25 protein-coding genes are annotated in these 20,386 nt (G+C 64.8%); 15 read left to right on the top strand and 10 right to left on the bottom strand.

The features are described from left to right. Nucleotides 1–406 precede the first annotated feature (406 nt). On the top strand, nt 407–571 hold the full coding sequence (locus RX330_RS21655; RefSeq protein ID WP_212086048.1) for a hypothetical protein: 165 nt from the start codon (nt 407–409) through the stop codon (nt 569–571). A gap of 34 nt (nt 572–605) precedes the next feature. After that, nucleotides 606–968 (top strand): hypothetical protein, encoded by a 363-nt coding sequence (locus tag RX330_RS21650; protein WP_212087302.1) that lies wholly within the window; start codon nt 606–608, stop codon nt 966–968. Between the two features lie 12 nt (nt 969–980). Here the strand turns inward: RX330_RS21650 and RX330_RS21645 are convergent, their stop codons facing one another. Continuing rightward, nucleotides 981–1,226 (bottom strand): DUF6719 family protein, encoded by a 246-nt coding sequence (locus RX330_RS21645; RefSeq protein WP_212087300.1) that lies wholly within the window; start codon nt 1,224–1,226, stop codon nt 981–983. A 67-nt stretch (nt 1,227–1,293) separates the two neighbouring features. Then, entirely contained in the window at nt 1,294–2,766 is a 1,473-nt protein-coding gene (locus RX330_RS21640; RefSeq protein ID WP_317239740.1) for a PLP-dependent aminotransferase family protein, read from the bottom strand. Between the two features lie 75 nt (nt 2,767–2,841). Here RX330_RS21640 and RX330_RS21635 point away from each other — a divergent pair, with 75 nt between their 5' ends. The 7 genes from RX330_RS21635 (at nt 2,842) to RX330_RS21605 (ending at nt 9,487) form a co-directional block, all read left to right on the top strand. Beyond that, entirely contained in the window at nt 2,842–3,567 is a 726-nt protein-coding gene (locus tag RX330_RS21635) for a pyridoxamine 5'-phosphate oxidase family protein (RefSeq protein WP_317239739.1), read from the top strand. A gap of 53 nt (nt 3,568–3,620) precedes the next feature. After that, entirely contained in the window at nt 3,621–4,898 is a 1,278-nt protein-coding gene (locus RX330_RS21630; RefSeq protein ID WP_317239738.1) for an ArgE/DapE family deacylase, read from the top strand. Nucleotides 4,899–5,141: 243 nt separating this feature from the next. Beyond that, nucleotides 5,142–5,951: an alpha/beta hydrolase gene (locus tag RX330_RS21625; RefSeq protein WP_317239737.1), complete on the top strand. Its 810-nt coding sequence runs from the start codon at nt 5,142–5,144 to the stop codon at nt 5,949–5,951. A gap of 36 nt (nt 5,952–5,987) precedes the next feature. Continuing rightward, complete coding sequence (kynA, locus tag RX330_RS21620; protein WP_317239736.1) at nt 5,988–6,827, top strand: tryptophan 2,3-dioxygenase; 840 nt, start codon at nt 5,988–5,990, stop codon at nt 6,825–6,827. 19 nt (nt 6,828–6,846) lie between these two features. After that, nucleotides 6,847–8,049, top strand: coding sequence for a kynureninase (gene kynU / locus RX330_RS21615; RefSeq protein WP_317239735.1), 1,203 nt, complete (start codon nt 6,847–6,849; stop codon nt 8,047–8,049). A gap of 273 nt (nt 8,050–8,322) precedes the next feature. Further along, nucleotides 8,323–8,724 carry a PaaI family thioesterase gene (locus RX330_RS21610; RefSeq protein WP_212085998.1) on the top strand — a complete coding sequence of 134 codons (402 nt, stop codon included), beginning with the start codon at nt 8,323–8,325 and terminating at the stop codon, nt 8,722–8,724. A gap of 151 nt (nt 8,725–8,875) precedes the next feature. Next, nucleotides 8,876–9,487, top strand: coding sequence for a GNAT family N-acetyltransferase (locus RX330_RS21605; RefSeq protein ID WP_317239734.1), 612 nt, complete (start codon nt 8,876–8,878; stop codon nt 9,485–9,487). 79 nt (nt 9,488–9,566) lie between these two features. Here RX330_RS21605 and RX330_RS21600 read toward each other — a convergent pair whose 3' ends face one another. Next, nucleotides 9,567–9,872: a hypothetical protein gene (locus RX330_RS21600; protein ID WP_212085992.1), complete on the bottom strand. Its 306-nt coding sequence runs from the start codon at nt 9,870–9,872 to the stop codon at nt 9,567–9,569. Nucleotides 9,873–9,966: 94 nt separating this feature from the next. Then, nucleotides 9,967–10,653, bottom strand: coding sequence for a DUF2161 domain-containing phosphodiesterase (locus RX330_RS21595; RefSeq protein ID WP_212085988.1), 687 nt, complete (start codon nt 10,651–10,653; stop codon nt 9,967–9,969). A gap of 140 nt (nt 10,654–10,793) precedes the next feature. Between RX330_RS21595 and RX330_RS21590 the strand changes: the two genes are divergently transcribed. Continuing rightward, entirely contained in the window at nt 10,794–11,141 is a 348-nt protein-coding gene (locus RX330_RS21590; RefSeq protein WP_212085985.1) for a GrlR family regulatory protein, read from the top strand. On the opposite strand, the gene RX330_RS21585 is transcribed toward RX330_RS21590, so the two are convergent. The 3 genes from RX330_RS21585 to RX330_RS21575 form a co-directional block, all read right to left on the bottom strand. Continuing rightward, nucleotides 11,142–11,822 (bottom strand): SDR family oxidoreductase, encoded by a 681-nt coding sequence (locus RX330_RS21585; RefSeq protein ID WP_317239733.1) that lies wholly within the window; start codon nt 11,820–11,822, stop codon nt 11,142–11,144. A gap of 23 nt (nt 11,823–11,845) precedes the next feature. Further along, a complete protein-coding gene (locus RX330_RS21580) occupies nt 11,846–12,589 on the bottom strand; it encodes a tyrosine-protein phosphatase (protein ID WP_317243944.1) in 744 nt (247 codons plus the stop codon). A gap of 275 nt (nt 12,590–12,864) precedes the next feature. After that, on the bottom strand, nt 12,865–13,065 hold the full coding sequence (locus tag RX330_RS21575) for a DUF2735 domain-containing protein (RefSeq protein WP_317239732.1): 201 nt from the start codon (nt 13,063–13,065) through the stop codon (nt 12,865–12,867). Between the two features lie 540 nt (nt 13,066–13,605). Here RX330_RS21575 and RX330_RS21570 point away from each other — a divergent pair. The 4 genes from RX330_RS21570 (at nt 13,606) to RX330_RS21555 (ending at nt 17,095) form a co-directional block, all read left to right on the top strand. Then, entirely contained in the window at nt 13,606–14,640 is a 1,035-nt protein-coding gene (locus RX330_RS21570) for a glutamine synthetase beta-grasp domain-containing protein (RefSeq protein WP_212085976.1), read from the top strand. Between the two features lie 197 nt (nt 14,641–14,837). Then, on the top strand, nt 14,838–15,539 hold the full coding sequence (locus tag RX330_RS21565) for a GrlR family regulatory protein (RefSeq protein ID WP_317239731.1): 702 nt from the start codon (nt 14,838–14,840) through the stop codon (nt 15,537–15,539). A gap of 18 nt (nt 15,540–15,557) precedes the next feature. Next, the gene (locus RX330_RS21560) at nt 15,558–16,241 is read left to right on the top strand and encodes a substrate-binding domain-containing protein (protein WP_317239730.1); all 684 of its coding nucleotides are present in this window, start codon (nt 15,558–15,560) and stop codon (nt 16,239–16,241) included. A 32-nt stretch (nt 16,242–16,273) separates the two neighbouring features. After that, complete coding sequence (locus RX330_RS21555) at nt 16,274–17,095, top strand: tetratricopeptide repeat protein (RefSeq protein ID WP_317243943.1); 822 nt, start codon at nt 16,274–16,276, stop codon at nt 17,093–17,095. On the opposite strand, the gene RX330_RS21550 is transcribed toward RX330_RS21555, so the two are convergent. Then, the gene (locus tag RX330_RS21550) at nt 17,096–17,554 is read right to left on the bottom strand and encodes a hypothetical protein (protein WP_317239729.1); all 459 of its coding nucleotides are present in this window, start codon (nt 17,552–17,554) and stop codon (nt 17,096–17,098) included. Between the two features lie 338 nt (nt 17,555–17,892). On the opposite strand from RX330_RS21550, the gene RX330_RS21545 reads away from it, so the two are divergent. Next, nucleotides 17,893–18,597, top strand: a complete 705-nt coding sequence (locus RX330_RS21545) for a hypothetical protein (protein ID WP_212085951.1) — start codon at nt 17,893–17,895, stop codon at nt 18,595–18,597. A 218-nt stretch (nt 18,598–18,815) separates the two neighbouring features. Here the strand turns inward: RX330_RS21545 and RX330_RS21540 are convergent, their stop codons facing one another. Both RX330_RS21540 and RX330_RS21535 read right to left on the bottom strand, forming a co-directional pair. Next, nucleotides 18,816–18,986, bottom strand: a complete 171-nt coding sequence (locus RX330_RS21540; RefSeq protein WP_212085949.1) for a hypothetical protein — start codon at nt 18,984–18,986, stop codon at nt 18,816–18,818. Beyond that, nucleotides 18,983–20,383, bottom strand: a complete 1,401-nt coding sequence (locus tag RX330_RS21535) for an amidase (RefSeq protein ID WP_317239728.1) — start codon at nt 20,381–20,383, stop codon at nt 18,983–18,985. The genes RX330_RS21540 and RX330_RS21535 overlap by 4 nt, the downstream gene beginning before the upstream one ends. Nucleotides 20,384–20,386 lie beyond the last annotated feature (3 nt).

The following is a 20,386-nucleotide window of genomic DNA, read 5'->3' as shown; positions in this document are numbered from 1 at the left end:
CAAGTCAACGCGCCCGGTGCTCCGGGCGTCCAGGTTTCGATGGCTTGGGTCGCAGCGAACGCGCCCCCGGTTCGATAAGACCCAGCCTTCGTTTGCCAGCCTCTTCAGCAGAAAAACGTAAAATGCGTGTGAAGCGCGTGAGGCGGGAGCATGACGGCGGCTGCGTCGGGTGTGTTCGCGTACCGGTGCCGGAACTTGGCAGGCCACCTTGATCTCCGGCGAGACCTTCCTGAAATGATTGGTATTTTCGGAGAATTGTGTCGTCGGCTAGGACCGGACGAAACAATTCTCACGCAAGATGAAACCATTTTGCGCGTTTGGCGCATCACGGGCGAAACCGCCCATGGTTATCAGCTTCACAACGACGAACGGCGCACCGCCGGCCACGGAATTCGGAGACAAGACCATGCGCACGCTCAGCTTCATCCTTGCTTTCGCTTTCGTGGTTGCGGGTTCCTCGTTCGCGGGCTCGCCGGACGGCAATCTGCCCGGCGTCGGCACCTTCCAGTACAGCGGCTCGCCGGTCATCACCACGACGTCGCAGCCGATCGTGGTTGCAGCGCGCTTCTGATCGACAACAAGAGATTCAGCCGATAAAGGCCTTCATGATCGTCCGATTTTGCGCCGCTGTATTCGTCTCTGTTCTCACGATCACTGCCGCTCAGGCGCAGGTGCGCGCGCCCACGAGGTTGCCGGATCCCCGCAGCGAATTCGTGCGCCAGTGCGCGCCGCACATGACCGGGCGCTGGGAGCACCCGGAGCAAGTCTGCGGCTGCTTGCACGATCACGCCGCGGCCGCCGTCGAGGACCGCGACCTGCGCGAAGCGCTGTTGCGTGGCATCAGCGAGACCGGTGTGCCCACCATCGAAACCGACTGGGTTCCGGTCTCCAAGCAGGGTGAGATTGGCCCGACCTTCACAAAGATCGCCAAGCCGACCTTGCAGTGCATGTTCGATCCGGCGAAGTAGCTTCTCAGGCCATCATTTTATTTTCGGCCCGTGCCGCGGCACGCAGGAGCTCGTGCGCGAGACGCCCTTGTCGGTCATCCTTGCGCCGCGCACTTCCCTGACTTGTCCCGCGGGGCAGGTTCCGTCATCCACCAGCACGCGCTGGCCGAGCTTCAGATCCACGATGTCCTGCTCACGCCCGATGGTGGCAGCGCGCGCGGTCGAGGCAAGCGCGAGGGAAACCAGGAGCGAGAGGCAGGTCGCGTGGCGGAGTGACATCATGAAGGCTCCCGAAAGCTGCGACGCAATGTAGGGAGCGGTCAGCGATTCTGATAGTGAAGCTTGATTATGCCGGCCGAACCGACCTGCTTTTCGCGCGCAGGGCCGACCGTGATTCCCGCGCGAGCCGTTCGGCAGATGCCACGAGCTGTGGAACTGCATGCCCTGAAAATCCCAGCACGAAGCCTGGCAGAGGGCGCGCGCGCGAATAGGTGTCCGCCAACAGCCAGCCTTCCGCGCCGGCCGCCTGCTTGGCCCGCGCGGCCACCGACAGGTCGATCGAGGGATCGAACCGGGCGACCAGGTGCAGGCCTTGTGACGGCACCGGCACCGATAGCGCGCCATCGGATGCGGCTTCCAGCGTTTCGGCCAGCACGTCCCGCGCCTCTCGGTAGAGCTTGCGGACGCGCCTGAGGTTTGCGGCGAACGCGCCCGAATTGAGCATGTCGGCCACCGCGCCTTCCATCAGCGTCCCGGGGAAGCGGTCGAGCGCCGCGCGCGCGGCCGTTACGTCCGTGATCAGGCGTTCGGGCAGAGCGCAATAACCGATGCGCAGACCTGGAAACAGCGTCTTGGCAAAGGTGCCCAGGTAGATCACGCGCTGGAGACGATCAATGCCGGCGAGCGACATCAGCGGTGCGCCGTCGTAGCGAAACTCGCTGTCGTAGTCGTCCTCCAGCACGAAAGCACCGGCTTGCTTGGCCCAATCCAGCAGCTCGAGCCGCCGCGGCATCGACATCTGCACGCCCAGCGGAAACTGGTGCGACGGCGTGACATAGGCTGCTCGCGCCGACGGCGCTGCGGCGCGGCCCTTGGCGACGCGCATGCCGTGCACATCGACGGGAATGGGCACGGCGCGATAGCCGCAATGCGCGACAGTGTTGCGCGCGGCGGGATAGCCGGGATCCTCGCACCAGACCTGGTCGTCCGCTTTGAGGATCGCGCTCAGCACGATGCGCAGGGCGTGCAGGGTGCCCGACGTCAGCATGATCTGGTCGGGATCGCAGCGCAGCCCGCGCGCCGACAACAAATGATCGGCGATTGCCTCGCGCAGCTCACGGCTGCCGCGCGGATCGCCATAGTGAAGGTGCTCGGGGCCGAAGGCGCGCATGCGGCGGCCGACGAAGGCGCGAAAGCGCTGCACCGCGCGTTCGTCGACATGCGTGCAGCCGAGTGCGAACGCGCCTTGCCCGGGCGTTGCGACAGCCGCCCTCGGCCTCGTCGGTTCGGCCGCACGCGCGGGGATGCGCGCGGCGACGAACGTTCCGGAGCCAACGGTGGCCTCGGCAAAGCCATCGGCGATCAGGCGCTCATAGGCGGCGACGACGGCATTGCGCCGAAAGCCGGTCTGCCTGGCCAGCGTGCGTGACGGCGGCAGCGCCTCGCCGGGCTTGACGAGGCCGGAGACGATCATCTCGCACAGCGCCTGATAGAGCCGGTGCGCGGCGGAGGCGCCCGGCGTGACGTGCGGGCCGGCGAGGTCGAGCGGCAGCTCGGTCCTGGCCGGAGAGGGGAGCGAATTGGTCGGAATTTTTTGCATGGAATTGGAACTATCGCAGACCAAATGCTCCGCTACAACTGCTCCCAGAGTCTTTCAATCCGAGCAGGAGCCGTCGTGAGCCAGACCGAGACCCCGAATTCCTATCCGACATCGGCGCGCAACCAGGTGAAGCGCCGTCACGACCGCGGCTTCTATGATCACGAGACGGTCCATCGCATCCTGGATTCCTCGATGCTCTGCCACGTCTCCTACGCCATTGACGGCCAGCCCTATTGCACGCCGACCTTCTTCTGGCGCGAGGGTACGAAGCTGTACTGGCACGGCTCGAGCGCCAGCCGGATGCTGCGCAATCAGACCAGGGGCGAGCGCGTGTGTCTCACGGTCGCCCATCTCGACAGCCTCGTGCTGGCGCGCTGCGGATTCAACCACTCCGCCGACTACCGGGCGGTGATGGCGTTCGGCACCGCCTATCTCGTCACCGATCCCGCGGAGAAGGCACGCGCGGTCATCGCGATGGTCGACCGCTTCTTCCCGGACCGCACCGCCAGCCTCAGGGCAAGTACCACGCAGGAGATCAAGGCGACGTCCTTCATCGCCATGGAGATCGAGGAAGCTTCGGCCAAGATCCGCGCCAAGGGCGTCGCTGACGACGACGAGGACTATGCCTTGCCGATCTATGCCGAGCGCATCCCGGTGCGCACCGTGATCGGCACGCCGGAACCGTGCCCGCGCCTGCTCGACGGCGTCACGCGCCCGGCGACATTGAGTGGCTATTCCGAGGGCCGGCTGCTCGAAGATGCATTGCGGGATGCTTATTTTGTGGAGTACCCGAACGGCTGAAATCGGCTAGTTTGCGCACTCCTTGGGACCATTGGAATGCCTGGAGTTGCCTGATGAATGCCGAAATGCAGCAGAGGATTCTCGACGCCGTCGACGCCGGCTTCGAAGCCCAGCTTGCCACCACACGCGATTTCGTCGCGATCCCTTCGACACGAGGGGCGGAGGGGCCGTGCCAGGACATGATCGGCGACCTCCTGCGCGAGCGTGGCTATGAGGTCGACGATTGGCACATCAACGTCGACGACCTCAAGGATCTGCGCGGCTTCGGCCCGATCGAGCATGATTTCTCCAGGGCGCGCTCGGTGGTGGGGACCTACCGCCCGCAAACGAACGGCGGCAAATCGCTGATCCTCCAGGGGCACTGCGATGTAGTGCCGGCCGGGCCGCTGGAATTATGGGACACGCCGCCGTTTTCGCCCGTCGTCAAGGACGGCAAGATGTTCGGCCGCGGCGCGTGCGACATGAAGTCGGGGACCATCGGCGCGCTCTATGCGCTGGACGCAATCAAGGCCGCGGGCTTCAAGCCGACGGCGCGGATCCATTTTCAATCCGTGATCGAGGAAGAGAGCACCGGCGTCGGTGCGCTTTCGACGCTGCAGCGCGGCTACCGTGCCGAGGCCTGCTTCATTCCGGAGCCGACCGGCGGCAAGATGGTGCGCTCGCAGGTCGGCGTGATCTGGTTCCGCCTGCGCGTGAAGGGCCATCCGACTCACGTGGCCTTCGCCGGCTCCGGGGCAAATGCGATCATGGCGGCGTACCACTTGATCCAGGCGCTGCAAAAACTCGAGATCGAGTGGAACGAGCGTGCGAAAGCCGATCGGCACTTCAAGACGTTGAACCATCCGATCAACTTCAACCCCGGCATCATCAAGGGGGGCGACTGGGCTTCCAGCGTGCCGGCCTGGTGCGACGTCGATTGCCGGATCGCGGTGCTACCGGGATGGTCGATCGCCGATCACCAGAAGGAGATCACGGCCTGCGTCGCGGCTGCGGCGCGCAACCACCGCTTCCTCGCCAACAATCCGCCCGAGATCGTGTGGTCGGGCTTCCTGTCGGAAGGCTATGAGCTGACCGACGCTGCCGCGCCGGAGGCCGCGTTCGCCAGCGCGTTCGGCAAGGTCTACGGCGGCGTGCCGGAGGATCTCGTCTTCACCGCGCTCACCGACACCCGTTTCTACGGCCTCAACGAGGGCATCCCAAGCTTGTGCTTCGGCGCCAGCGGCGGCGAAATGCACGGCTTCAACGAATTCGTCGAGCTGGAGTCGCTCAAGAAGACGTCCAAGGCGATGGCGCTGTTCATCGCGGAATGGTGCGGCGTGGAGAAGGCGTAGCGAGCGAAATCTCGCGGTGCCCCAGGGTGGGCAAAGGCGCGAAGCAACACGCCCACCCATTTTCTCCGCCATGGCCAAATGCGTGGGCACGCTCCGTTTTGCCCACCCTGCGGCACCTCGGCCGAAGCGCCCGGTGCGCAAATCATCGGCCTCTCCAAATCCTTTAAGCTTAAAATAAAGACTAGGATGCCGCCCGCGCCGGTGGCAGACTGGCGGCCGGTTCGGTGGACGAGTGGAGTCACAATGCGCGATTGGGATGATGCTTATGCCAATTCGGCCCACATCCCGGGCTCGGACAAGATGCCAGGACTGTGGACGGAGCGAGCCGCGGCCTATCGTGCCGGGCTGAAGGATTTTCGGGCCGACATCGCCTATGGCCCGGGCGAACGCCAGCGCCTCGACCTGATCCTGCCTGACGGTGACAGCAAGGGTCTCGTCGTCTTCGTGCATGGCGGCTATTGGATGCGGTTCGACAAGTCGACATGGACCGATCTTGCCGAAGGTGCGCGCCACCACGGCTGGACGGTGGCGTTGCCGAGTTACACGTTGACGCCGGCTGCGAGCATCTGCGCCATCACCGTCGAGATCACCGGCGCGATCGGCAAGGCGGCTTCGCTCGTCGCAGGGCCGATCCGGCTCGCCGGCCATTCCGCCGGCGGCCACCTCGTCACGCGCATGCTGTGCGACGACAGCCGGCTCGAGCCTGCCGTCTTCAACCGTATCGCAGGCACGCTCTCGATCAGCGGCCTGCACGACCTTCGTCCGCTGCTCAAGACGAAGATGAACGAGACGCTCGGCATGACGATGGAGGAGGCGACGCTGGAAAGCGCAGCGCTGCATCTGCCGCGCGGGCATTCGCCTGTCACCGCCTGGGTCGGTGGCGGCGAGCGGCCCGAATTCATCCGCCAGTCCGATCTGATGGCCAATGTCTGGACCGGGTTTGACGTGCCGACCCGCCTCGTCGTCGATCCCGGGCTGAACCATTTTACCGTGATCGACGGACTGAAGGATCCGTCGTCGCCGATCACCGCGCGCCTGATCGGCCTCGACTGAGCAAAGCCGGGGACGATCATTCGAAAGGGCCTGCCCATGACGTCCAGCGATTACGATCCCACGAGCGAAGGCGCCGAGACCGATTTCGCCCGGCGCATGTCCTATGGCGACTATTTGGCGCTGGATGCGATCCTCGGCGCGCAGCATCCGCTCTCCGAAGCGCATGACGAGATGCTGTTCATCATCCAGCATCAGACCACGGAGCTGTGGATGCGCCTCGCCATCCACGAGCTCAGCGCCGCGCGCCGCGCCATCGCCAGCGACGAGGTGCAGCCTGCCATGAAGATGCTAGCGCGGATGTCGCGGATCTTCGAGCAGCTCAACAATGCCTGGGACGTGCTGCGCACGATGACGCCGAGCGAGTATACGCGCTTCCGCTCGCAGCTCGGACAATCCTCGGGCTTTCAGTCGCGGCAATACCGGCTGATCGAATTCCTGCTCGGCAACCGCAACAGCGCCATGCTCAAGCCGCACGCGCACGATGCGGAGACGACGAAGCTGCTCGAAGCCGAGCTCGCGACGCCCAGCCTCTATGACGAAGTGCTGCGGCTCGCCGACCGCAACGGACTCGAGATGCCGGCCGCGGTGTTGGCGCGCGATGTCCGCGAGACCCACAGCTTCAACGAAGGCGTTCTGCAGGCCTGGCGCGTCGTCTACGAGGCACCGGAGAAGCATTGGATGCTCTACGAGCTCGCCGAAAAACTGGTCGACTTCGAGGATTACTTCCGCCGCTGGCGCTTCAATCACGTGACGACGGTCGAGCGCGTCATCGGCTTCAAGCGCGGAACCGGCGGCACCGGCGGCGTCAGCTATCTCAAACGCATGCTGGAGGTGGAGCTGTTCCCCGAGCTCTGGCGCGTGCGGACAATTCTGTAGAAATGCCCAAGAAATATCCATGACCAAATATCGCGTCTATGACGACACCAAGGCTCTGTTCCACTTGCCGGATGGCGTGATCTATCTCGACGGCAACTCGCTTGGCGCGCTGCCATCCGGCGTTGCCGAGCGCGTCAACCGCGTCATTACGACGGAGTGGGGCGATGAGCTGATCCGCGCCTGGAACACCGCAGGCTGGTACGCCCAGCCGCGCCATGTCGGCGATCGCATCGCGCGGCTGATCGGCGCGGAAGCCGGCTCGGTGATGGTCGGAGACACGTTGTCGCTCAAGGTCTATCAGGCGCTCGCCGCCGCGCTCGACATGAATGCGTCGCGCAAGATCGTCCTGTCGGACACGGGCAACTTCCCGACCGACCTCTACATGGCCGAAGGCCTGATCGCCACGCTCGGGCGCGGCCATGAATTGCGTCTGGTCGCGCCGGAGGAGATCGAATCCGCGCTGTCGGAGGAGGTGGCGGTGCTCTACATCACCGAGGTCGACTACCGCACCGGCCGCCGCCACGACATGGCGCATCTGACTGCGAAAGCGCATGCACTCGGCATCGTTACGGTCTGGGATCTCGCGCATTCGGCCGGCGCGTTGCCGGTCGATCTCGCCGGGAGCGGCGCCGATTTCGCTGCGGGGTGCACCTACAAATACATCAATGCCGGCCCGGGCTCGCCGGCCTTCCTCTACGTCGCACCGCGACACGCCGACAGCGCGCGCGCTGCGCTGTCGGGGTGGATGGGCCACGCCAAACCCTTCGCATTCGAGCTTGCCTATGCGGCCGCAGGTGGCGTCGAGCGAATGCGGGTCGGCACGCCGCCGGTGCTGGCGATGGCGGCGCTGGAGGCCTCGCTCGACATCTGGGACCGTGTCGACATCGCGGAGGTGCGTGCGCGCTCGCTGGCGCTCGGCGATCTTCTCATTGCGGAGGTCGAACGCCGTTGCCCGCAACTCGAGCTCGTCACCCCGCGCGCGCACGATCGCCGCGGCTCGCAGGTCTCCTTCGCCTTCGGCGGCGGCTACGCCGCCATGCAGGCGCTGATCGCCCGCGGCCTCATCGGCGATTTTCGCGCGCCCGACATCATGAGATTCGGGATCACGCCGCTGTATATCGGTGAGAGCGAGATCATCCGTGCCGCCGAGATCATCGAGGACGTGATCGCCGGCGAGGTGTGGCGACGGCCGGAATATCAGGTCGTGAATGCGGTGACGTGAAAATCCATCACCGTCACCCTGAGGCGTGAGCCCGGTGGCGCCGATGCGCCGCTGAGGAGCTCGACGGGCGACGGCCCGGCTGCATCGCGGCCGTTCATCCTTCGAGGCCTTCTGTACGGCGTGCGCATCGCGCAGCTCGCGCCTCAGGATGACGGAACCGGGAGGGCCCATGCACTGTAGCGCCGATGTCAGCACGGCCTTTACCTCAGACGTCATTGCCTTGCCGCCCGGAACAATTCACGCTGAAACGACAAGGTTTTGGGAGGACATCTGATGACGCAGCTCGAGAAACTCAAAGCGATGAAGATGCCGTTCGCCGAGCTCAAGGGCGTCGAGTTCGTCGAGGCCGAGAAAGACCGCGTGGTGGCGCGGATGACGGTCCGGCCCGATCTCTGCACGCTTCACCACACCATCCATGGCGGGGCCGTGATGGCGCTGGCCGATTCCGTTGGCGCGGCCGCGACCGTGATCAACCTGCCTGACGATGCCAAGGGCACGACCACGCTCGAGAGCAAGACCAATTTCATTGGTGGGGCCAAGGAGGGAACCACGGTTATTGCGACTGCAACCCCGGTCCATCGTGGCCGCCGGACCCAGGTCTGGACCACCCGGCTGGAGACCGAAGACGGCAAGCTGGTCGCGGTGGTGACCCAGACCCAGCTGGTCCTCGTATGACTACGGGGCCTTGATCTCATTAACGAATTGGTCGCCCCTCATGCCCGAAACTTGGGCAGGTTCCCGACTTGAAATGTATGTTGCGATGCACAATATTGGGGGCCTAGGGATTCGAACGCCTCCTCGAGGGACACCAAGAGGAGTTTTTGACGTGGCACTTGAAGACACGACCCGCATGACGTCCGTTCCGGGCTATGTGCGGACCTTGAGCCAGCAGGAAGAATTGCCGCTTCTGCGCGATCACCTGCTGAGACTCGATGCCGAAAGCAGGCATGATCGCTTCAACGGTTTTCTCGACGACAGCTTCATCGAGCGATACGCCGCACGCTGTGCCGAGGATGGCACGGTGATCGTCGCCTACATCGTCGACGGCGTTGTCCGCGGTGCGGCCGAACTGCATCCGGAGGAAGACGGTTCTTTGCCCGAAGTCGCCTTCAGCGTGGAAGCCTCTGCGCGCCGCCAGGGTGTCGGCACCGTGCTGTTCCGCCGCCTGGTCGCCGAGGCGCGCTGGAAGGGCTATAAGCGCCTGCGCATCACCACGGGCGCCGAGAACCACGCCATGCGGGCGCTCGCCAGGAAGTTCGGCGCGCATCTGGCTTTCCGCCACGGGGAATCGACCGGCACCATTGATCTGGCCAAGTCGCCTGAGGCCGAGTTCGCCGATCTCGCGGCGTCGCCCTTTGTGGCCGGGCGCGCTCTTCTCAGCTTCAACTCGACTTGCTGGAAGATCATCTCCAGCATGTACGGCAATCGCGCCGCCTGACTTAACAGAGCAGGGCCGGAATCAAAAAAGCGGACCGGGAAAACCGGTCCGCTTTTATATTAGGTGGACAACCAGGCGCTCAGGTGCCCGTGCGCTTGTCGTTGCCGAAGCGGCGGACGACGCGGCGTTCGACCACGACGGAGCGCTGTGCACCCTGTTCACCGGCGATCACGCGGGTCGCAGTGACGCGGCTGTTGGTGCGCGCCTGCTTCTTCACCTCGGCCTGCACGACATCGAGCGGCATCCCCATCAAGGCTGCGGCGATCTCGGCCTGCTGCTCCTGATCATCGGTGATGCCGATGGCGGCGAAGATCGCCTCATCCAGGGTGGGCGGATCATGGCGGACGCGCCGCGTGCCATATTTGGTATTCCAGTCTGCGTTCATAACGGCCTCGTTTGATGCCGGGATACCTAGTGCTGCTAATGTTGCATTGCAATATGAAATTGGTGTGGCATCTCAGCTATGCACCGGTCGGGTGTCATGGAAGCGACGCAACGCCGGCATCGACCTCAACCCGGTGCTGTGGCCAGCGTTTCAGGGCCGCGTGTCCGGCTTCGGTGAGTCCGTAAATCCCCCGGTCGGCCCGTTCGAACCAGCCATACACATTGTTAAGCAAGATCTTGCCGGCATCGGGACAGCGTTCGCGCAATTCGCCCACCCGCCGCGGCCCCTCGGCGAGCGCCGAGGCGCAGACCAGCGCCTGCTGCCGGTAGGCCGTCATGATCGGCGCGCGGGTGCCGCCGCCAAGCACGGGATCGCCCTGGCGGCGCTGGTGCTCGGCGACGAGGCGCGAACGTACCTTCGGCTCGCGGCGCGGCGCAGAAGTCGGCGGCTTCACCAGCACCTCGACCTGGCCGCGATCGGTGACACCCAGCATGCCGAAGCCAAGGCGGCGGCAGAGGTTGCGGTAACGCGCATCGCTCTCGCGCCCCTTGCCGCGGATCGACATCTTCGCCGCGATCCAGACTTCGTCGGCAGCCGATGCGCGATCGACCGCCTGCAGGATCAGCTCGAGATTGAAGGCGAGCTTGAGCTCGCCGATCACCACCACGGGCGGATCGCCGGCGCTGAGGCCCACGAGATCGCAGCCACCGATCTCGCCCTTCACGGTGAAGCCAAGCTCTTCGAGGAAGCGTTTGACGGGCAGGTAGAGTGCGGTTTCCAAGGGAAAAGTTCCGGGTGACATCCGATCGGAGAATCAGTTGTCGGCAGTTTAGCCGGGATCGGACGCGGGGATCTGCACCATTTGATCGGAGCCGGATGGTCCAGTTATCCTGCGGGCGGGGACCGCCGGGCGTGACGAAGATGACAATCAGGAACGGGCTCTATCATATCCGTATCGAAATGCTCGATGCTGTGCAGGGCGGCAATCAGGGCGTCATGGTCCTGCGCGACGGTACGATGCGGGGTGGCGATTCATTCTTCTTTGCCTACGGCAGCTACACCTCGGCTGGCGGCAAGTGGAAGGGCGAACTGACCAATGAGGAGCACTCGCCCTCATTCGACGAACGTCCGGTGTGGGGCCGCAAGATCGTGACCATCGGCTTCAGCGGCACCTACACCGACGAGACCGCCTATGGCGAAGGCATCGCGCTCGCCGGCAAGCAGAGCATCCGCTTCAAAGGCCATCTGCGGCTGCTGGTGCCGGACTGATCACACCCGCCCGCCCACCGGGATCAGCGCGCCGGTGATGCCGCTCGCGGCGTCGCTGGCCAGGAACAGGATGACCTCGGCGAGTTCCTGCGGCGTCACCCATTTGGAGAAGTCAGCTTTCGGCATGTCGGTGCGGTTGGCCTTGGTGTCGATGATCGACGGCAGCACCGCGTTCACCGTGACCTTGCCCTTCCACTCGTTGGCGAGCGCCTCGGTAAGGCGATGCACGCCTGCCTTCGAGGCCGCATAAGGCCCCATGCCGCTGCCGGCCTGGAGCGCGCCCATGGCGCCGATATTCACGATGCGGCCGGCTTTGGACGCGGCGAGGTGCGGCAGCGTCGCGCGTGACGCGTTGAGCGCGGTCAGGACATTGAGCGTGTACATGCGCTGCCAGGACTTGAGGTCGCCGTCGCCGACGGTCTCGAACGCGAAGCCGCCGGCGATGTTGATCAGCGCATCGAGACGGCCGAAATGCTCTGCTGCCGCATCGACTGCTGCCTTCGCCTGGATTGCATCGGACAGGTCGACGCCTCCGATCTCGATGCTTTCAGGCGTCGCGGGCACTTGCGAAGGTGCGTGATCGATGCCGGCGACGCGCGCGCCGCGCGACTGCGCGACCTCCGCAACCACCTTGCCGAGCGCGCCGCGTGCCCCTGTCACGATCAGGACCTTGTCTTGCATCATCGTTCTCCCGGCGCGGCGGCCTATGATTGCAGATAGCGCGCCTTCAGCGCGGCTCGCTCCGCCGTGCCGAGCTTGAGTCCGTCGCGCAAATAGCTTTCGAGATCGCCGTACTCCTTGCCGACCGCCTCGAAAGCCGCGGCAAGGTAAGAGGCTTCGACGCTGCCGATGGCATTGCGCACGTCGTCCGGCAGGTCGATGGCCGCCGTCGCATCGCGCTTGTAGTGCTGGTTGGTGAGCAAATAGTCCTCGGCGATGATTTCATCGGGCACGCCGAGCACATGCAGGATCAGCGCGCTCGCAAAGCCGGTGCGGTCCTTGCCGGCGGTGCAGTGGATCACCAGCGGCGCACGGTCCTCCAGGAGATGGGCGAACAGGTTGCGAAAGCTGTGCGTGTGGTGGCGAACGTAGTTGCGATAGGATTCGCGCATGAGCTCGAGGGCGACCGGCCCCGTCAGCGTACCCCTGGCGAGTTCGGCGCGCAGCGCGGCGACTACGCTCGGCTCGATCGGCAGCGAATGCACCGTGATGTCGTCGACGACGCAGACGCCGGCCGCGCGCTCCTCAACCCCGCGGAAATCGAACGCGCTTCGCACGCCCAGCGCGCGGACGATCTCGACATCGGCGGCGGTGAGCTGGCCGAGATGGTTGGAGCGGAAGATGTGCCGCCAGCGCGTGGTGCGGCCGTCGGACGTCGGATAGCCGCCGAGATCGCGAAAATTGCTGGCGCCTTGCAGGGCGAGGTGGCGGGCAGGGGAGTCTCTCAGGGAAGAGGCTTGCATGGGATCGGCTTCGGTTATGGTTCCATTGGGCGCACGAGGTGGCGTCCTTGAGGTCTAGTTGAGGCCTAATTTCAGGGGGCGATCAAGTCCGGGACCACCACGGTCGAGTATCTGAAGCGGCCGGCGACGGCCTGCGCGGTGATCTGTACGGCGTCATTCACGCGAGAATCAAAAAGGGCCGAAACATCGTTGTTTCGACCCTTTTTGAACTGCCGCCGGAGGCTTCCGCCGGCGCGGCGGTTTCAGACCAAGCACGGGCATCAGCGATCCCATTTCGGCTTGGCTTCGTCGACCGCGTCCTGGTGGTACCAGCTGTCGCTGCAGATCGAGTTCGCCGGAAGCGAGGCGTGATCGGCAGGAAGGCGAGTCTCGCCATAGCGGCGTCCGGCGAGAGCTGCGCGGCCCCCGACCGGGAATTGATAGATCGTTGCCGATCCGTGACTCAGACCATTGTTCATCATTGCGATTCTCCTTGGTCGAAGCGCCTCAGCCTCCATGGTGCGCCCGACTCGTTCGATTGTGGTTACCGGAATCCCCATATCGGCCGTGCCCCCCGGATTGGAAAGTGCTGAAAAGGAAATCAGTTGCCGCCTAATTTGAAGGCAGGTCTGGGTCTGCATCCCCTAAGGCACGCTGTCGGTGGCTAATGCCTAGGCCGTTGCAAAGGTTGCTAGGCAGGGGTGGTTCGCTTTGCGAAAATTGCTGGACGTTGATGCGCGTTTCATCGGCAACTTCCAGGACCGTGCCGTCTGCTGCAGAATCGGGCGATTTCGCCGGGATTTTCGCGTTGCAGCGACACGCGAAGGTGCGCGGCTATGACGCATATCGCGGGAGGTGGTCTGCTCGTCGCAAGGAGACGGCGGCGACGGTGGCAAACCTGCCGTACTGCGTCCTTTTGGCACGACAAATGCTTGTAAAGGGCCGGCCGATGGTGGCCGGGTACAAAACGTTCGGGGGCCCTCGGGCCCCCCGACCTTTCGCATCATCTACAGAGAGGCTCAATGACCAAGTATAAGCTCGAGTACATCTGGCTCGACGGATATACGCCGACCCCGAACTTGCGCGGCAAAACTCAGATCAAGGAATTCGCGTCGTTCCCGACGCTCGAGCAGCTTCCGCTCTGGGGCTTCGATGGCTCCTCCACCCAGCAGGCCGAAGGCCACAGCTCCGATTGCGTGCTGAAGCCTGTCGCCGTCTTCCCGGACGCCGCGCGCACCAACGGCGTGCTCGTGATGTGCGAAGTCATGATGCCGGACGGCAAGACCCCGCACCCCTCCAACAAGCGCGCCACCATTCTCGACGACGCGGGCGCCTGGTTCGGCTTCGAGCAGGAATACTTCTTCTACAAGGACGGCCGCCCGCTCGGCTTCCCGTCCTCCGGCTATCCGGCGCCGCAGGGCCCGTACTACACGGGCGTCGGCTACTCGAACGTCGGCGACGTCGCCCGCAAGATCGTCGAAGAGCATCTCGACCTCTGCCTGGCTGCCGGCATCAACCATGAAGGCATCAACGCGGAAGTCGCCAAGGGCCAGTGGGAATTCCAGATCTTCGGCAAGGGCTCCAAGAAGGCCGCCGACGAAATGTGGATGGCCCGCTACCTGATGCTGCGCCTCACCGAGAAGTACGGCATCGATATCGAGTTCCACTGTAAGCCGCTCGGCGACACCGACTGGAACGGCTCGGGCATGCACGCCAACTTCTCGACCGAGTACATGCGCACCGTCGGCGGCAAGGAATATTTCGAAGCCCTGATGGCCGCCTTCGACAAGAACCTGATGGACCACATCGCCGTCTACGGCCCGGACAACGACAAGCGTCTGACCGGCAAGCACGAGACCGCGCCGTGGAACAAGTTCAGCTACGGCGTGGCCGACCGCGGTGCCTCGATCCGCGTTCCGCACTCCTTCGTCAACAACGGCTACAAGGGCTATCTGGAAGACCGCCGTCCGAACTCGCAGGGCGACCCATACCAGATCGCTTCGCAGATCCTGAAGACGATCGCGTCCGTGCCGGCAGACAAGAAGGCCGCGGCCTAGGATCCTCCCGGCCCGGGCTGGGGGGCTGGCCCGGGTTGGTTTCAATCCGCCGGAGCCGCAAGGCTCCGGCGGATTTTTGCGTCTGGATGATAGCCGGTCGTGCGGCCCGCCGATCTCGGCCGGCGCGAAGCTTGTCCATCGCGTCTGAATGCGGGATAGAGTGGACTCGGATGCGCGCTGGGCCGGGGACACGGCTGGTGATTGAAGGTTTCTACAAGGTCAGATTTCAGCTCGGCGACACGGTCGGCCGGAGCGTGATGCATGCCGCCAACGGCAAGATGCTCGGCGGCAATTCGGCCTTCGCCCATATCGGCACCTACGACAAGACCGAAAGCGGCGTCGACGTCGTGATCAAGACCGTCCGCCACAACCCGGATCCGAACTACCGCGCCATGGCCGGCACCGACGATGCGACCTTGATCGCGAAGGGCTGGGCCGACGGCGATCTCTATCGCTTCAAGGGCGAGCTCAAGGAGGTGCCTGGCGTGCCCTTCCAGTCGCTGATGACGCCGATCATGGAAGACGAAGCGCCGATCGCCGGCGGCGTCGGCGAAGCCGGCATTGCCGATGGTCTCTACTCGATTCACCTGCGTATGCTCGACGGTCTCGACGGCGGGCTCACCGGCGTGATGCTGCTCAATCAGGGGCGCATCCTCGGCGGCGATGCCGCGTTCTACTATCTCGGCAGCTACACCGCCGCGAAGGGCCGCTGGAAGGGGCAGATCCTCAACCAGGAACACACGCCGGCCAAGGACGACCCGATCTTCGGCGGCCACGAGGTCGGCATCGGCTTCTCCGGCAGCTACGACGCGGAAGAGGCGGTGCTGGAGGCGACCGCGCTCGCCGGCAAGCGCAGCCTGCGCCTGACCGCGGCGCTCAAGCTGATGCACCGCGCCTGATCGCGACGGGAATGGCTCATGGACAACGTTCGCATGCTCTCGACGCTCGGTCTGATGGGGGCGATGGGCAGCCTGTCCTCCGCGTTCGAGGCCGCCAGCGGCGTTCACGTGGACAGCGATTTCGCGCCGACCCTGGCGCTGCTCGAGCGGTTGCGCGGCGGCGAGGCGGCCGACCTCGTCATCCTCACGCGCGAGGGGCTCGACGAGATGATCGATGAAGGCCGCGTGGTCGCCGCGAGCGCGGTTGATCTCGCGCGCTCCTTCGTCGGCATCGCAGTGCGGGCAGGGCAGGCGCATCCGGACATCACAAGCGAAGCCGCGCTGCGCAAGACGCTGCTCACTGCGCGGTCGGTTGCCTATTCGCGGCTCGGCGCAAGCGGCGTGTATTTCGCAAAGCTGATCGTGCGGATGGGGATCGCCGCCGAGATCAACGCCAAGGCCACCATCGTGGAGCAGGGCTTTACGGCGCTGTGCCTCGTCAGCGGCCAGGCCGATCTCGCCGTGCAGCAGATCAGTGAGCTGAAGCAGGTCGAAGGCATCGATGTGGTTGGACCGGTTCCGCATGACTTGCAGACACCGGCCGTGTTCTCCGCCGGCCGCACGGCGAACCCACTAAATGCCGCCGGCGCCGACCGCCTGCTGCGCTATTTGGCATCGCCGGAGGTCGTGCCCGTCCTGCGCCGATCGGGACTCGAGCCTTGAATTTTCCGGAGTGGAGACGCAACGTCATGTCCATGCGGACTTATCTGCTTGCCATCCTCTTTGTGCTCGCCGCGCCCCTGACTGCGCAGGCGCAATCGGCCGATCTCGTTCTGTGCGATCGCGTGGCGGCCGATCCCAGCGATCCCGACAAGCCGGCCGACGTGAGGGGCGTGAGCGAGATCGCATCCTCCGACGTTGCGACCGCGATCAAGTTCTGCAGACAGGCCGCGCCGTCATCGCGCCGAGCGATGTTCGCGCTTGGCCGCGCCTATGCGGCCAACCGGCAGACGGCAGAGGCGATCGCCGCCTGGCGCAAGGCGGCCGACAAGGGATCGAGTGCGGCCATGGTCGAGCTCGGCGTTGCCTATGGCACGGGCTCCGGTATCGCCAAGGACGAGGCGCAAGCGCGGAAGCTGTTCGAGAAGGCCGCGCAATCAGGCAACCCCCGCGGCATCAGCAATCTCGCTGCGCTCGGCGGCGCAGGCGGCGCTGCGCCGGCCGATCCTGCCCAGGCGCGCGCGCTGCTCGGCAAGGCTGCCGAGACCAATGCGGAGGCGCAGTACCAGCTCGGCCTGATGCTCTCCGAAGGTGCAGGCGGTGCGAAGGACGACGCCACGGCGCGCGCGCTGTTCGAGAAGGCGGCCGCGCAGAACCACCCCGGTGCGCTGGAGCGGATGGGTGCCTTCGCCCAGGAAGGCCGCGGCGGACCGAAGGACAAGGATGCCGCGAAGGCCTATTACGAGCGGGCCGCGGCGCTCGGCGACGACGACGCCAAGAAGGCGCTGGAGCGTATTCGCTGTCCCTACGCGATCAAGGACAAGCAGGGCAAGCTCGTCACCACACTGTGCTTCTGATCACTTCATGTAATAGGCGAGATCGTTGCGGGCGTCGCGATAGGTGGTCTCGAGATAGTGCGGATATTTTCGTGCGGCCTGTGCCACCGCGCGCGCCACGCAATTCCCAAAATCGCCGTTCCAGTCGAAGTGCTTGTTGTAGGCATCTTCGAATTTGACGGCGGTGATGATGGCCTGCCTGATAGCCTGATCGTCGGCGCCGGGATGGGCGCGCTTCACATAGCGGAACATCGGTCCTTCATGGGCGTGCTCGCGCTTGTAACGGTACCGGACGCCGAACGTCTCCATCGAGAGGGTGCGGTTGACGCGGACCTCTTCGTCGGTGGGAGGGTCTGCGATCGCCTCCAGGCGATTGCGCTGACGCCAGAGCTCGTAGGCGGCATCGAGCAGCGGCTGCTTCGCGGCCCTGGCGATGATTGCGCTGAGTTCGTCTTCGGCAGATGGCTGCGGCTCATTCATGCCGCTTGGTCGCGCCGCGGCCTCGGCGGGTTCGAGCTGGCGCTGATGGTCAGCGTCCCTTCCGCCGAGCCGGACACAAAAAGTCGAAAAACAACCCCATGCACAGTAGCCAAGTGGTTGAAATCCCACGGGAGTAAAGCTGCCTACACGGCTGCCTGGACCTGCTTCGGATTGCGGATTTGTCGAACTATTCTTGACGCGCCGGGCAAAACAGGGGCAGGAGGCCTCGTGGCAGCAAGCATCCCGCGAGTGGTCCTGCGCGGAAAAGCAGGGTGGCTTCAGCGCGGTGTCGATGCTAGTTAGCCGCGATTGTTTTCCGATTTTGCGGGTTCAAGACGTTGCTGGACGGGCTCTATAAAGTTGAATACGGCGTCAACGATGCGTTCGGGCGCAGCATCATGTGCCTGCATGACGGCAAGATGCTCGGCGGCAATTCGGGCTTCGCGCATCTCGGCACCTATGCCGAGCAGGGCGGCGAGATCGTCGCCGAGGTCATCACCGAGCGGCATAACCTCGATCCCAACTACAAGCCGCTGATGGGAGCCGATGTCGCCACGATCGGCGCGCGGGGCCGGCTGATCGGCAACGAGATCCGTCTTCAGGGCGGTGCGAACACGATGCCGGGTGCCCCTTTCTGGGCCAATCTCACGCGGCTCGACGACGGGGCGCTGCCGCCGCGCGGCACGATCGGGCAGGGCGGCATCGCCAATGGACTCTACGGAATGGGCCTGCGCGCGCTCGATGGTGTCCAGGCCAGCCTCTCCGGCGTGATGCTGCTGATCGACGGCCGCATCCTCGGGGGCGATGCGTTCTTCTATTATCTCGGCTCCTATTCCTCGGCGGACGGCCGTTGGAAGGGCGAAATGCTGAACCAGGAGCACACGCCTGCGAAAGGGGAAAACCCCGTCTTTGGCGGCTTCGAGGTCGGGATCGGGTTCTCCGGGACCTGCACGGCCGACAGCGGCGAACTCGAAGGCATCGCGCTCGCCGGCAAGCGCAGCTTGCGGCTTGCGGCGTCGCTCAAGCTGATGCGAAGGGCGTAGGTTACTGCTAGTTCCGTCGCGTCTGCTCTCGGAAGGCGACATTCAAGTCGAGCATCTGGATGTCCGACTTGGACCGAAAAGGCGACATTGTGGGTTGGGCCTCATATCGCAGAGGGCAGCCAACTACGGCGGCCATGGATTGATATTAAGCTCCGCGAAGTGACGAGCGACTTTCTTCATGTCCCTGATTTTGTTGGCTGCTCCGGCCAAGCCGGCAGTCAGCGGAGCTCGCCGTTGGCCCGCAGCGATCGCACGAAATCGATCACTGCCAGAATCATGACGCCCACAACAATGATGATGAGTGGAATGGCCTTGATCCAAAACACCAGAATTCCAAGGAATGTCATCACAAGCGCGAGGCCGATGAGTCCGGTGATCACATTGGTCATCGCATGTTCCTTTGTTCCGCAGCGGCAGCCGATTTCGCTCCGGTGCCCGGTACCTTGCGCCGAGCGCCGCGACCGGTGTGTCCGATTGTTCTGACAAGCCAGTGCGCCGTGCGCAGGAGGCGGGCGTCGTTGCCGCGGCGGCCGACAAGCTGAAGGCCCAGCGGAAGGCCGGTTTCGGAGCTCATCAATGGCAGGCTGATGGCGGGCACGCCGAGATAGGTCCAAAGCGTGCAGAAGCTCGGATTGCCGGTCGTCTCGACTGCCGGCGCCGCGCCGGGAGCAGCGGGCGTCAGGATGGCGTCGTATTCGTCAAAGATATGATCCAGCGTCTGGTTGAGCGGCGCAATCGCGGACAGGGCGTCGCGGTAATCCAGCGCGAGATGCGCGCGGCCGCGCTCGATCGCCTGGCGCAGCCGCGTGCTCAGTCTGTCGCCGCCTCGCTGGTAGTCGCGCCGCAGATTGTGCGCCATGTCGACTTCCATGATGATGCGGTGCATATCGATGGCCCGGTCGAAGCTCGGGCCAAGCTCGACCTCGCTGCAAGCCTCGCCCAAAGCCTCGACAAGTTCAGGGAAGGCCGCTCGCGTCACCGGTTCGGCCTGATCCCAGACCGGAGATCGCACGAAGGCAAATCGCGGCGGTAACGGCGGCTCGCTCGCCGCAATCGCGGAGAATGGCGGGCTCGCGACAGGTCTTGTGTCCGGATCCTCCTGGTCGAAGCCGACCAGGACCTCGGCGAGCAGGGCGACGTCCGCGACGCTGCGCCCAAACACGCCGACATGATCGAGCGTGCGCGACAATTCGAGCGCACCGCTGCGTGGAATGAGGCCATGCGTGGGCTTGAAGCCGACCACGCCGCAGAAAGCGGCAGGACGGATCACCGAACCGTTGGTCTGCGAGCCGATGGCACCCGGCGCCATCAGCGCCGCGACGGCCGCGGCGGAGCCGGAGGACGATCCGCCGGGCGTGTGATCGGTGTTGTGCGGATTTCGGGTCTTGCCGGGATTGTAGTAGGCATACTCGGTGGTCACCGTCTTGCCGAGGATCACGGCTCCGGCCGCTCGCAGACGCGCCACCGCTGCTGCGTCGGAGCGCGGCGTGCGTCCGGCCCACAGCTCCGATCCGAATTCCGTCGGCATGTCGCCGGTGTCGAAGATATCCTTGATGCCCACGGGCACGCCATGCAGCGGGCCCACGGCCTTGCCATGCTTGCGATGATCGTCAGCGGCCTGGGCCTGGCGCATCGCGTGGTCGCGATCGAGGAACGCCCACGCTCGGATATCGCCGTCGACCTCATCGATCCGCCTGAGGCAGTCGGCGACAAGCTCCACCGAGCTGAACCGGCCGTCGCGGATGCCGGCTGCAGCTTCGGTAAGTCCGAGCGTGTTGAGACTCATGCG

Origin of the sequence: Bradyrhizobium sp. NDS-1 (assembly GCF_032918005.1) — a bacterium.
Taxonomy (GTDB): Bacteria; Pseudomonadota; Alphaproteobacteria; order Rhizobiales; family Xanthobacteraceae; genus Bradyrhizobium; species Bradyrhizobium tunisiense.
The sequence above is the reverse complement of the archived record's forward strand: the minus strand, read 5'-3'. Positions and strand labels throughout refer to the sequence as shown.

Coding starts and splice junctions, on each gene's coding strand:
- RX330_RS21570 (WP_212085976.1), top strand. CDS start 13,606: ATGACCAAGTATAAGCTCGAGTACATCTGGCTCGACGGATATACGCCG.
- RX330_RS21625 (WP_317239737.1), top strand. CDS start 5,142: ATGCGCGATTGGGATGATGCTTATGCCAATTCGGCCCACATCCCGGGC.
- RX330_RS21650 (WP_212087302.1), top strand. CDS start 606: ATGATCGTCCGATTTTGCGCCGCTGTATTCGTCTCTGTTCTCACGATC.
- RX330_RS21585 (WP_317239733.1), bottom strand. CDS start 11,822: ATGCAAGACAAGGTCCTGATCGTGACAGGGGCACGCGGCGCGCTCGGC.
- RX330_RS21575 (WP_317239732.1), bottom strand. CDS start 13,065: ATGATGAACAATGGTCTGAGTCACGGATCGGCAACGATCTATCAATTC.
- RX330_RS21610 (WP_212085998.1), top strand. CDS start 8,323: ATGACGCAGCTCGAGAAACTCAAAGCGATGAAGATGCCGTTCGCCGAG.
- RX330_RS21560 (WP_317239730.1), top strand. CDS start 15,558: ATGGACAACGTTCGCATGCTCTCGACGCTCGGTCTGATGGGGGCGATG.
- RX330_RS21640 (WP_317239740.1), bottom strand. CDS start 2,766: ATGCAAAAAATTCCGACCAATTCGCTCCCCTCTCCGGCCAGGACCGAG.
- kynU (WP_317239735.1), top strand. CDS start 6,847: ATGACCAAATATCGCGTCTATGACGACACCAAGGCTCTGTTCCACTTG.
- RX330_RS21645 (WP_212087300.1), bottom strand. CDS start 1,226: ATGTCACTCCGCCACGCGACCTGCCTCTCGCTCCTGGTTTCCCTCGCG.
- RX330_RS21540 (WP_212085949.1), bottom strand. CDS start 18,986: ATGACCAATGTGATCACCGGACTCATCGGCCTCGCGCTTGTGATGACA.
- RX330_RS21655 (WP_212086048.1), top strand. CDS start 407: ATGCGCACGCTCAGCTTCATCCTTGCTTTCGCTTTCGTGGTTGCGGGT.
- RX330_RS21535 (WP_317239728.1), bottom strand. CDS start 20,383: ATGAGTCTCAACACGCTCGGACTTACCGAAGCTGCAGCCGGCATCCGC.
- RX330_RS21555 (WP_317243943.1), top strand. CDS start 16,274: ATGCGGACTTATCTGCTTGCCATCCTCTTTGTGCTCGCCGCGCCCCTG.
- kynA (WP_317239736.1), top strand. CDS start 5,988: ATGACGTCCAGCGATTACGATCCCACGAGCGAAGGCGCCGAGACCGAT.
- RX330_RS21600 (WP_212085992.1), bottom strand. CDS start 9,872: ATGAACGCAGACTGGAATACCAAATATGGCACGCGGCGCGTCCGCCAT.
- RX330_RS21590 (WP_212085985.1), top strand. CDS start 10,794: ATGACAATCAGGAACGGGCTCTATCATATCCGTATCGAAATGCTCGAT.
- RX330_RS21630 (WP_317239738.1), top strand. CDS start 3,621: ATGAATGCCGAAATGCAGCAGAGGATTCTCGACGCCGTCGACGCCGGC.
- RX330_RS21550 (WP_317239729.1), bottom strand. CDS start 17,554: ATGAATGAGCCGCAGCCATCTGCCGAAGACGAACTCAGCGCAATCATC.